This window comes from Stenotrophomonas pictorum JCM 9942, from assembly GCF_001310775.1.
Taxonomy (GTDB): Bacteria; Pseudomonadota; Gammaproteobacteria; order Xanthomonadales; family Xanthomonadaceae; genus Stenotrophomonas; species Stenotrophomonas pictorum.
Map to the genome: position 1 here is coordinate 1 of NZ_BAZI01000058.1, position 11,752 is coordinate 11,752.

The following is an 11,752-nucleotide window of genomic DNA, read 5'->3' on the forward strand; positions in this document are numbered from 1 at the left end:
CTCGGACGCGGCCATGGCACAGGTGCGTGGCGGCGCGCGGCCGCACCTGTCCACCCGCGACAAGCACACCAGGCACTGCTTCGTGGTGTTGGAGGACGGTGCCGATGCCGGACAGGTGCGGCAGGCGATCGTGTCGATGCCGCATTACTTTGACCAGTACGACACCCGCGTGGATTTCATCAGTGCCGAGCAGCTGGCGCGTGAGCATTCGGCCATGCCGCATGGCGGCTTTGTGATCCGCAGCGGCAGCACCGCCGAGGATGTCTCGCAGGTGGTGGAGTATTCGCTAAAGCTCGACAGCAACCCGCAGTTCACCGCCAGCGTGCTGGTGGCCTATGCGCGGGCGGTTTACCGCATGAACCGCGCCGGGCAGGTGGGCGCGGTGACGGTGTTCGATGTGGCTCCGGGCCTGCTGTCGCCGCGCTCGGCGGCGGAGCTGCGCCGCGACCTGCTGTAGACCGGCCGGCAGCGACTTGGCAATCCCCTTCGTGCCCGGGCAGGGCGAAGGCGGGAGCGGGGCGATCCGGGCAGTGCGTCAGCCGCCGTGGCGGCCGGATGCGGTATCTTTCTGGTCTGATTGAAGGGGGAATCCCATGAACACACTGGCATCCGCCAACCTGGTGGGTATTACCGGCATCGCCCGGCGTCTGGTCCAGGACGGAGCGCTGGACGAAGCCACTGCGCGCACCGCGATGGCCCAGGCGGCCGATGCCAAGGTGCCGCTGACGCAGTGGCTGGCGGACAAGAAGCTGGTCAGCGCCGCCAGCATGGCAGCGGCAAATGCGATGGAATTCGGCATGCCTTTGCTGGATGTGTCGGTTTTCGATGCCGGCCAGAGCGCGATCAAGCTGGTCAGCGAGGAGCTGCTGCGCAAACATCGCGTGCTGCCGCTGTTCAAGCGCGGCGGCAAGCTGTTCGTGGGCACCAGCAACCCGACCCAGCCGCTGGATGAGATCAAGTTCCACACCAATCTGGTAGTCGAGTCCATTCTGGTGGACGAGGAGCAGATCAAGCGCACGCTGGAGCTGTGGCTGGCCAGCAACGACAGCATCGGCAACGCGCTGGGCGGCGACGACGGTGATGTGGGCGATCTGGACGTCGCCGCCGGCGATGAGGACATGGGCGGTAGTGGCGACGCCGGTATCGACGCCAAGGGCGACGACACCCCGGTGGTCAAGTTCGTCAACAAGGTACTGGTCGATGCGATCCGCAAGGGCGCCTCGGATATCCATTTCGAGCCGTACGAGGACGAGTACCGGGTGCGTTTCCGCATCGATGGCCTGCTCAAGCAGGTGGCCAAGGCGCCGGTGAAGCTGCGCGAGCGCATCGCCGCCCGCCTGAAGGTGATGTCGCAGCTGGATATCGCCGAAAAACGGGTGCCGCAGGACGGCCGCATCAAGCTCAACCTGTCCAAGACCAAGCAGATCGACTTCCGTGTCAGCACGCTGCCGACCCTGTTCGGCGAGAAGATCGTGCTGCGTATCCTCGATGGCAGCGCGGCCAAGCTGGGCATCGACAAGCTCGGCTACGAGCCGGAGCAGCAGAAGCTGTTCCTGGAGGCGATCCACAAGCCCTACGGCATGGTGCTGGTGACCGGCCCGACCGGTTCGGGCAAGACCGTGTCGCTGTATACCGCGCTGGGCATCCTCAACGATGAGACCCGCAACATCTCCACCGCCGAAGACCCGGTGGAAATCCGTCTGCCGGGCGTGAACCAGGTGCAGCAGAACAACAAGCGCGGCATGACCTTCGCCGCGGCGTTGCGCTCGTTCCTGCGCCAGGACCCGGACGTGATCATGGTCGGTGAAATCCGTGACCTGGAAACGGCGGAGATCGCGATCAAGGCCGCGCAGACCGGCCATATGGTGCTGTCCACGCTGCATACCAACGATGCCCCGCAGACCATCGCGCGCCTGATGAACATGGGTATCGCGCCGTTCAACATCACCTCCTCGGTGACGCTGGTGATTGCCCAGCGTCTGGCCCGCCGGCTGTGCTCCAACTGCAAGCGCCCGCTGCAGCTGCCGGAAAACGCCCTGCTGGCCGAAGGCTTCACCGCCGAGCAGATCGACAAGGGTATCCAGCTGTACGAGCCGGTGGGGTGCGAGGAGTGCACCGAGGGTTACAAGGGCCGTACCGGTATCTACCAGGTGATGCCGATGACCGACGAGATCGCCTCGATCGTGCTGCAGGGCGGTAACGCGATGGAGATCGCCGCGGCCGCGCAGCGGGTCGGGGTGAATGATTTGCGCCAGTCCGCGCTGCTCAAGGCCGCTCACGGTGTGACCAGCCTGGCCGAGATCAATCGCGTGACCAAGGATTGATCCAAGACCGGGTGATCCAATGGAAAACGCCGGGTTTACCCGGCGTTTTCCATTTCTGCAGTTCTCTGCCGATCTGCGGGACGCCGGTTACTCCATTTCCAGCTTTTTCAGCTTGTAGCGCAGGGCGCGGAAGGTGATGCCCAGCTGCGCGGCGGTGCGGGTCTTGTTCCAGCGGTTTTCTTCCAGTGCCTTCTGGATCGCGGAGCGCTCCAGCTGCTCGATGTAGGTGGGCAGCGCGGCATTGGCCGGATCGATATCGATCACCGCTTCCTGGGGGGCGGCGCCCTTGCCACCATCGGCACCGAACGGCCGGGCGTGCGGCAGCCGCAGATCATCGGCGCCAATATGCCCGCCTTCGACCATCGCCAGCGCGCGCTCCAGGATGTTCTCCAGCTCGCGTACGTTGCCCGGGAACGCATAGTCGGTCAGGGCATCGATGGCGGAGGGGGCCAGCGCAGGCAGGGGTTGTCCCTGTGCGTGTGCCAGCCGGCTGAGGATGGCCGCCGCCAGTTGCGGCAGGTCGCTGCGGCGTTCGCGCAGCGGCGGCACGCGCAGTTCGATCACGTTGATACGGTAGTACAGGTCGTGGCGGAAGCTCCATCCTCCACCAGCTCGGCCAGATCCTTGTGGGTGGCCGACAGGATCCGCACATCCACCGGAACTTCGGCCGCCGCGCCCACCGGGCGCACCGATTTTTCCTGGATCGCGCGCAGCAGTTTGACCTGCATCTGCAGCGGCAGCTCGGCCACTTCGTCCAGGAACAGGGTGCCGCCGTTGGCGGCCTGGAACAGCCCGGGCTTGTCGGCGTGGGCACCGGTGAAGCTGCCCTTGCGGTGGCCGAAGAACTCGCTCTCCATCAATTCGCCCGGGATGGCGCCGCAGTTGACCGGAATGAACGGCCCGGCCGCGCGGGCGCCCTGCTCGTGGATGGTCCGGGCGACCAGCTCCTTGCCGACGCCGGATTCGCCCAGGATGTAGACCGGTGCCTGGCTACGCGCGACCTTGGTGATGGTGGCTCGCAGTTCGTCCATCGCCGCCGATTCGCCGAGCAGGCGCGCGGCATTCTCGGGCGGTGCCGGGGTGCGGGGGCGTTCGGTGTTGTTCAGTTCCAGCGCGTGCTTGACCATGCCGCGCAGCACGCTGATGTCCACCGGCTTGCTGACGAAGTCGAAGGCGCCGGCCTTGAGCGCTTCCACCGCCAGATCCATGCTGCCAAAGGCGGTGATCATCGCCACCGGTGTGCGCGGGTGGTCGCGGGTGATCTCGGTGACCAGCTCGATGCCGTTGCCGTCGGGCAGGCGCATATCGGTCAGGCACAGATCGAAGTGGTTGCTGGCCAGCAGTTCGCGCGCTTCGGCCAGGTTGGCCGCGGTACTGATGCGCAGCCCCATCCGGCCAAGGGTGAGAACCAGAAGCTCACGGATGTCGCGTTCGTCATCGACGACCAGGGCGCTGTGCGTCACATTCATGGCGGGAACGATAGCGGAGGAGGCCGGTTGCCGCCAACCTCGCGCCAGCGGGAGTGTGCCCGGGGTATCAGTGCGTCAGGGTTGGGGTCGGCGCGGACAGGGTCAGGCGGAAGCAGGCGCCGCCGGCCGGCACGGAGATGTAGTCCAGCTGTGCCTGGTTGGCACGGCACAGCTCGCGGGCGATATACAGTCCCAGCCCGGTGCCGTGTTCGGAGGTGGTGTAGAACGGCCGGAACAGCTGTGCGGCCACCGCATCGGGGATGCCGGGACCACGATCGGTCACATCGATGATGGCGTGGCGTTCGGCCGAGGCGACGCGGATGCGGACCCGTGCCGGCTCCTCGGCCAGGCGGCCGTACTTGAGCGCGTTGTGCACCAGCGAGGTCAGCACCTGGTGCAGGTGCCGGGGATCCATCAGCGCCATCACCGAGGCCTCGCGGATGATGACTTCCAGGCTGTCGGTCTCGATGGACAGGGTCTGCCGGTACTCCAGCACGAAGCGGCGGACGAAGCTGGCCAGGTCCAGGTTCTCCGGGTTGGCGCGTTCGCGCCGCGCCAGGCCGAGCACGCTTTCGACAATGCCGTTCGTGCGCTGGCACTGGTGATGGATGATCTGCAGCAGGCGGCGGTCGGCTTCGCCGATATCCGGCGATTCCTCCAGCAGCTGGGTGGCGTAGTTGATTGCCGCCAGCGGATTGCGGATTTCATGGGCCAGGCTGGCGGAAAAACGCCCCAGCGTGGACAGCGTCAGCGATTCGGCGCGGCGCGAAACGACGGTGGTGTCATCCAAGAACACCAACGACAGTTCGCTGTCGGCCAGCAGCCGGGCGAAGCGCGGCTGCACCTCGGCCTGGTCGGGCGCCAGCTGCAGCGGCAGTTCTTCCTCGCGCCAGCCATTGCGCCAGCGTTGCAGGCGTTTGGCCAGTTCGGGCGCGCGCAGCGACAGCCGGTTCTCGCCATCGTCCAGGGTGCCGCCGGCATCGCCGAGCAGGGCGGTGGCGGCCTCGTTGGCCACGGTGATGCGGCCGTGGCCATCGACCACCAGCACGCCGGTCCGCATACGGCGGATGATCAGTTCGTTGATCTCGAACAGGTTGGCCACTTCGGCCCCGCGCTGCTCGGCCAGCTGCTGGTTGCGGCGTGCACGGTTGCCGATCTGGTAGCTGATCCAGGCCAGCGCCAGATAGCTGGTGATGAACATCGCCAGTTCGGCCACGGTGCGCGCATTGCTGCCGTCCTCCAGCTCGCGCCAGACGAATTCGAGCACGGTGGCGGAGCTGGCGCCCAGCGCCACCAGCATGCCGCGCGCGAGCGGCAGCAGCATCGCCGCGGCGGCGATGTTGAACAGCAGCGACATCGAGATGCCGGCGCTGGCGCCGGGCAGGGCGTGGGTCAGCAGCATCGCGGCCACGGTGTCGACCATCACGCTGCACAGGACGATGGTCTGCAGCCAGCGTTCGTTGCGGCCCCAGATCAACAGGCCCAGCGAAACCAGCAGGTAGCCGATGGAGACCAGCTGCGCCAGTCGCGGGTGATGGGGCTCGCCAACCAGCATGGACAGCGGGCTGAACACCAGCGCCGCGATCAGGCTGGCGACCAGGAGCCGGTAGAGCGCGAAGAAATACAGTTCGCGTCGCGGGATCGATTCGATGCGATCGATAAGCGATGAGCTGGGGGACAAGCCGGACTCCTTTCCTCGCGACGAGCGCACAGTATAGGTGCCGAACCGGTGGCGGGCGGCGCCGTGGCTGCGTCGAATTTCACAGGCAAGTGACTGAAAAGCTTTTGAAAACCGGGCCCGCGCCGATGATTTGTACAGACTTCTTTGCGCCGCGGCCCGGGGTCGGCGACAATAGCCGGCCCGCCTGCGCTGTATGACGGCCACTTTGGCCTCGCGGACTTATGAGGCGGTCGTTCCTATTCCCACGGTGACGCATGAATTTCCACGAATACCAGTCAAAACAGCTGCTTGCCCAATATGGCATTCCGGTCCCGGCCGGCAAGGTCGCAGCCACCGCCGATGAGGCCGTTGCCGCTGCCCAGTCGCTGGGCGAAGGCCCCTGGATGGTCAAGGCGCAGATCCATGCGGGCGGTCGCGGCAAGGCCGGCGGCGTCAAGTTCTGCAAGACCGTCGACGATGTGAAGGCCGCTGCGGCAAGATGCTCGGCACCAAGATGGCCACCTACCAGACCGCCGGCGTCGAGCTGCCAGTCAACCTGGTGCTGGTGACCACCGCCGGTGAGATCGTCAAGGAACTGTACCTGTCGGTCCTGGTGGACCGTGGCACCAAGACCATCAGCTATATCGCATCAAGCGAAGGTGGCGTGGAGATCGAGCAGGTCGCCGCCGAGACCCCGGAGCTAATCCACACCCTCAACGTCGACTTCGTTGAAGGCGTGCAGGGTTACCACGGTCGCGATTTCGGCTTCAAGCTGGGCCTGACCGCCAAGCAGGCCGGCCAGTTCGCAAGCATCATGGTCAACCTGTACCGCCTGTTCAACGAAAAGGACCTGGCGCTGGTTGAAATCAACCCGCTGGCGATCCTGGACGACGGCAACCTGTACGCGCTGGACGGCAAGTTCGACAGCGACGACAACGCCAGCTACCGCCACAAGGATCTGGTCGCCATGCGCGACAAGACCCAGGAAGACCCGACCGAAGTGATCGCCTCGGAGCTGGACATCAACTACGTCACCATGGACGGCAACATCGGCTGCATGGTCAACGGCGCCGGCCTGGCCATGGCCACCATGGACGTCATCAAGCTCAACGGCGGCGAGCCGGCCAACTTCCTGGACGTGGGCGGCGGTGCCAACAAGCAGCGCGTGATCGAAGCGTTCAAGCTGATCCTGTCCTCGGACAAGGTCGAAGGCATCTTCGTCAACATCTTCGGCGGCATCGTCCGCTGCGACATGATCGCCGAAGGCATCATCGCCGCGGTCAAGGAAGTGGGCGTCAAGGTTCCGGTGGTGGTCCGTCTGGAAGGCACCAACGTGGAAGAAGGCAAGCAGCTGCTGCGTGACAGCGGCATGGCCATCATCCCGGCTGACAACATCAACGATGGCGCCAAGAAGATCGTTGAAGCGGTCAAGTCTGCTGCCTGATCCACGACACCCCAAGGAATTACCCATGAGCGTTTTGATCAACAAGAACACCAAGGTGATCGTGCAGGGCTTCACCGGCCAGCAGGGCACCTTCCACGCCACCCAGATGCTGGAATACGGCACCCAGGTGGTCGGCGGCGTGACCCCGGGCAAGGGTGGCACCACCCATCTTGAACTGCCGGTGTTCAACACCGTCGCCGATGCCGTCGCCGCCACCGGCGCCGACGCCTCGGTCATCTACGTGCCGCCGGCCTTCGCCGCCGACGCGATCCTGGAAGCCGCTGCGGCCGGCATCAAGGTCATCGTCTGCATCACCGAAGGCATCCCGGTGCTGGACATGTTGCGCGTGAAGAACGTGCTGACCCGTTCGCATCCGGACACCGTGCTGATCGGGCCGAACTGCCCGGGCGTCATCACTCCGGGCGAGTGCAAGATCGGCATCATGCCGGGCCACATCCACATGCCGGGCAAGATCGGTATCGTGTCGCGCTCGGGCACGCTGACCTATGAAGCAGTCAAGCAGACCACCGAAGTGGGCCTGGGCCAGTCGACTTGCATCGGCATCGGCGGCGACCCGATCAACGGCCTGAACTTCGTCGACTGCCTGAAGCTGTTCAACGAAGACCCGCAGACCGAAGGCATCATCATGGTCGGTGAAATCGGCGGCGACGCCGAGGAAGCCGGCGCCGAGTACATCGCCAAGCACGTCAAGAAGCCGGTGGTCGGCTTCATCGCCGGTGCCTCGGCTCCGGCTGGCAAGCGCATGGGCCACGCCGGTGCGATCGCCTCCGGTGGCAAGGGCACGGCCGAAGGCAAGTTCGCCGCGATGGAAGCTGCTGGCGTGAAGACCGTCCGTTCGCCGGGCGATCTGGGCGCGGCGATTGCCGAGCTGATGAAGAAGTAAGCCATCCGCTGCATGGATGTCTGGAAAAGGCCGCCTTCGGGCGGCCTTTTCTTTTGGACCCTCGCCCGGCTGCACCCCGGTACGGCGGGCAATGGGCCACATCTGGAATAATGGCCCGGTGCATCCGCGCGGCGGTTGCACGGGGCGGGCGGCAGCCCGCCAGGTGTTTCCTTTCCGGCATCCGCATGGGGATGCCCGCAGAACAAGGCAGCTGACATGACCCAATCGCTTCGCATCGCTCTGGCCCAGTTCGACTTCCCGGTCGGTGATGTGGCGGGCAACGCCGACCGCATCATCGAGTTGATGCACGAGGCGCGCGACGAATACGGCGCCGAGGTGGTGCTCTTTCCGGAACTGGCGGTCAGCGGCTATCCGCCGGAAGATCTGCTGCTGCGCCCGGGATTCCTGCGCCAGTGCGAGCAGGCGCTGCAGCGTATTGCGACCGCCGCGCACGGCATCGTGGCGGTGGTCGGCTGGCCGCAGAGCGCCGGCGCGGTGGTCTACAACGCGGCCAGCGTGCTGCGCGAGGGGACGGTGGAAACCACCTACCGCAAGCGTGAGCTGCCCAACTACGCGGTGTTCGACGAGCGCCGCTATTTCGACGTCGATCCGGACGGCGGCGACTGCGTGTTCGAGGTCAACGGCGTGAAGCTGGGGCTGGTGATCTGCGAGGACCTCTGGTTTGCCGAGCCGCTGGCCGGTGCGGCCAAGGCCGGCGCCGAGCTGGTGCTGGTGCCCAACGCCTCGCCCTATGAACGTGGCAAGCACGCCCAGCGCGATGCGCTGCTGGCCGAGCGCAGCCGCGAGACCGGCGTCGGCATCGTCTACGTCAACACCGTCGGCGGCCAGGACGCGGTGGTGTTCGATGGCGCCTCGGTGGTGGCCGATGGCGATGGCATCGTGCATCCGGCCGCGGTGGCGTTTGCCGAGGAGATGCTGGTGGTCGACTACGACGTGGCCCGCCGCAGCTTCATACCGATGCGCTGGATCGATGATGGCGATGAAAGCATGGACGCGCTGGCCTGGCGTGCGGTCACCCGTGGCATCCAGGACTACTGCCGCAAGAACGGTTTTTCCAAGGTCTGGCTGGGCCTGTCCGGCGGCATCGACTCGGCGCTGGTGCTGGCGCTGGCGGTGGATGCGCTGGGCGCGGCCAACGTCACCGCGGTCAGCCTGCCTTCGCGCTACACCGCCGACCTGTCCAATGACCTGGCCGTGGAGCAGTGCCGCGCGCTGGGGGTGAAGCTGGAGACGGTGCCGATCGAGCCGGCCTTCCAGGGCCTGATGCAGTCGCTGTCGGCGATGTTCGAAGGGCAGGCGCCCGACGTCACCGAGGAGAACCTGCAGTCGCGCAGCCGTGGCGTGATCCTCATGGCGCTGGCCAACAAGTTCGGTGGCCTGCTGCTGACCACCGGCAACAAGAGCGAGTACGCGGTCGGCTACGCCACCATCTACGGCGACATGTGCGGCGGCTACGCGCCGCTGAAGGACCTGTACAAGACCGAGGTCTACGGCCTGTCCAAGTGGCGCAACACCGTGGGCGGGCCCCGGTGATCCCGCCGGCGGTGATCGCGCGTGCGCCGTCGGCCGAGCTGCGCGAGAACCAGACCGACCAGGATTCGCTGCCGGCCTACGACGTGCTCGACGGCATCCTGTACCGCTACGTCGACCAGGAGCAGTCGCGCGAGGACATCATCGGCGCCGGCTATGCGCCGGAGGTGGTGGACCGGGTGCTGCGGCTGGTGCGGATTGGCGAGTGGAAGCGCCACCAGGCCGCGCCGGGGCCGAAGGTGTCACGGCGTGCGTTCGGCCGGGAACGGCGCTATCCGATCAGCAACGGTTTCCGCGGCTGAGCCGGCCCAAACCGTTCAAGGGATAAAAAGAAAGGGGCCGCAAGGCCCCTTTTCTGTGTCTGCGCCGGATGGATCCGGTGGCTTATTTCTTGCCCATGGTGGCGTTGCGCTGCCCGGTGGCCACCGACTTCTCGCCGGCGAACGGGTTGAGCTTGCGGATCATCCACGGGTACTTGGGCCAGTTGCCGGCCAGCCACGGGTGGTCGGGCTGGTTCAGCTCGAGCACGCGACGGGCGTCATCGGCCAGGGTCTGGTTGCCCAGGCGGGTATAGGCCTCGGCCAGCAGTGCCACCGCATCGTACTGGAAGGCGCTCTGCGGATAGGTTTCCAGCAGGTAGTTGGCGCGGCCGGCAACCGAGACCCAGGCGCCGCGACGGGCGTAGTACAGGGCGTTGTCCAGCTCGTGCTGGGCGAACACGTCGCGCAGCTCGATCATGCGCTGGCGCGCGTCGGCGGCGTAGCGGCTGTTCGGGTAGCGCTCGGTGACGATGGTGAAATCGGCATAGGCCTGACGCGGCGAGGACAGATCGCGGCGGCTCGGATCCAAGGACCATACGCGGCGCAGGAAAACCGTATCGCGGTTGCTGTTGGCCAGGCCACGCAGGTAGTACAGATAGGCGATGTTGCGATGGGTCGGGTAGGTGCGGATGAAGCGGTCGATGCTGGACACCGCGTCATCGTTCTTGCCGGCCTTGTACTGGGCGTAGGCGCTTTCGATCATCGCCTGCTCGGTGTACGGGCCGTACGGATATTGCGCAATCAGGCGCCGGAAGCTGTTTTCAGCCCCCGACCAGTTGCCGCCCTGCATCAGCTTGTGGCTCTTTTCGAACAGCTGTTCGACCGGCACGCCTTCGTCGGCATTCTTGCCCTTGGTACCGCGGTGGCAGCCGGAAACGGCAAAAACCAGCACCAGCAGCAGGGCGGTGAAACGGAGGGGGGCGGACAGCATCGAGAAGCCTCGGATCATGGGTCAGGGCAGGACGCGGCAGGAATACGAAGGGGCGATGATAGCCTAGTGGCCTGTCCTGCGACTGACTGTTGCCGTCAGGACCCCCAATTTCGTCTTTCTGTTGGTCTTTCCCATGTCCGAGAACACCTCTGCCACCCAGCGCCAGGCGCTGGTCCCCGATTCCGCTGCCGGTCGTCGTTTTGATGCCGTGCTGGCCGAACTGTTTCCCGAATTCTCCCGTTCGCGCCTTACCGAGTGGATCAAGACCGGCGCGGTACTGCTCGACGGCGAGCCGGTGCGGCCGCGCGATCCGGTCCGTGGCGGCGAGCTGGCCACATTGAACGCGGTGCTGGAGATCGAGACACACGCGGTGCCGGAGGATATCCCGCTGTCGGTGCTGTACGAGGACGAGCATGTGCTGGTGATCGACAAGCCGGCCGGCTGGTGGTCCATCCCGGCGCCGGCAACCCGAGCGGCACCCTGGTCAACGCGCTGCTGTTCCGGGACCCGGAGATTGCCAAGGTACCGCGTGCCGGTGTGGTGCATCGCCTGGACAAGGACACCAGTGGCGTGATGGTGGTGGCGCGCACGCTGCAGGCGCAGACCGCGCTGGTGGAGCAGCTGTCGGCACGTGAAGTGCACCGCCAGTATCTGGCGGTCGTGGTCGGTGCGCTGGTTGCCGGCGGTACCGTGGATGCGCCGATCGACCGCCACGCCCGTGACCGTCTGCGCATGGGCGTGCGCGAGGACGGCAAGGACGCGGTGACCCATTACCGGCTGCGTGAGCGCTTCCGCGCGCACACCGCCCTGGAATGCCGTCTGGAAACCGGCCGCACCCACCAGATCCGCGTGCACATGGCCCACCTCAAGCACGCCATCGTCGGCGATCCGCTGTATGGCGGTTCGCTGAAGCTGCCCAAGGGCGCCACCGATGAGCTGATTGCGCAGTTGCGCGGCTTCAAGCGTCAGGCGCTGCATGCTGAAACCCTGGAGTTCGTGCACCCGGTCAGTGGCGAAACGATCCGCAACACCGCGCCGGTGCCGGCCGACCTGCTGGCGCTGATGAAGGCGCTGCGTGAGGATTCGGAAGCCTTCGCCGAGCGCGAGCGGGACCGCCGCTGATGCCCAGCGCGCAGCCGTGGATGCGGG

At 66.0% G+C, this 11,752-nt stretch carries 5 protein-coding genes and 4 pseudogenes; 6 read left to right on the forward strand and 3 right to left on the reverse strand.

Annotation, left to right across the window (positions count from 1 at the left end):
• Positions 1-457, forward strand: a 457-nt coding sequence (locus tag JCM9942_RS05145) for a diaminopimelate dehydrogenase (RefSeq protein ID WP_157722788.1), incomplete at its 5' end; no start/stop codon positions are given.
• Between the two features lie 136 nt (positions 458-593).
• Positions 594-2,324: a type IV-A pilus assembly ATPase PilB gene (gene pilB, locus JCM9942_RS05150; RefSeq protein ID WP_054658148.1), complete on the forward strand. Its 1,731-nt coding sequence runs from the start codon at positions 594-596 to the stop codon at positions 2,322-2,324.
• 87 nt (positions 2,325-2,411) lie between these two features.
• Here pilB and JCM9942_RS05155 read toward each other — a convergent pair.
• Both JCM9942_RS05155 and JCM9942_RS05160 read right to left on the reverse strand, forming a co-directional pair.
• A pseudogene (locus tag JCM9942_RS05155) lies at positions 2,412-3,793 on the reverse strand (sigma-54-dependent transcriptional regulator).
• Positions 3,794-3,860: 67 nt separating this feature from the next.
• The gene (locus JCM9942_RS05160; protein WP_054658150.1) at positions 3,861-5,474 is read right to left on the reverse strand and encodes a sensor histidine kinase; all 1,614 of its coding nucleotides are present in this window, start codon (positions 5,472-5,474) and stop codon (positions 3,861-3,863) included.
• Positions 5,475-5,728: 254 nt separating this feature from the next.
• Here JCM9942_RS05160 and sucC point away from each other — a divergent pair.
• From sucC to JCM9942_RS05175, 3 genes and pseudogenes are all read left to right on the forward strand, one after another.
• Positions 5,729-6,897: pseudogene (gene sucC, locus JCM9942_RS05165) on the forward strand (ADP-forming succinate--CoA ligase subunit beta).
• Positions 6,898-6,922: 25 nt separating this feature from the next.
• Positions 6,923-7,801 carry a succinate--CoA ligase subunit alpha gene (sucD, locus tag JCM9942_RS05170; RefSeq protein ID WP_054658152.1) on the forward strand — a complete coding sequence of 293 codons (879 nt, stop codon included), beginning with the start codon at positions 6,923-6,925 and terminating at the stop codon, positions 7,799-7,801.
• Positions 7,802-8,017: 216 nt separating this feature from the next.
• A pseudogene (locus JCM9942_RS05175) lies at positions 8,018-9,654 on the forward strand (NAD+ synthase).
• 82 nt (positions 9,655-9,736) lie between these two features.
• On the opposite strand, the gene JCM9942_RS05180 reads toward JCM9942_RS05175, so the two are convergent.
• On the reverse strand, positions 9,737-10,621 hold the full coding sequence (locus JCM9942_RS05180; protein ID WP_054658154.1) for an outer membrane protein assembly factor BamD: 885 nt from the start codon (positions 10,619-10,621) through the stop codon (positions 9,737-9,739).
• A 115-nt stretch (positions 10,622-10,736) separates the two neighbouring features.
• Here JCM9942_RS05180 and rluD point away from each other — a divergent pair.
• Positions 10,737-11,725 (forward strand): annotated as a pseudogene (gene rluD, locus JCM9942_RS05185) (23S rRNA pseudouridine(1911/1915/1917) synthase RluD).
• Positions 11,726-11,752 lie beyond the last annotated feature (27 nt).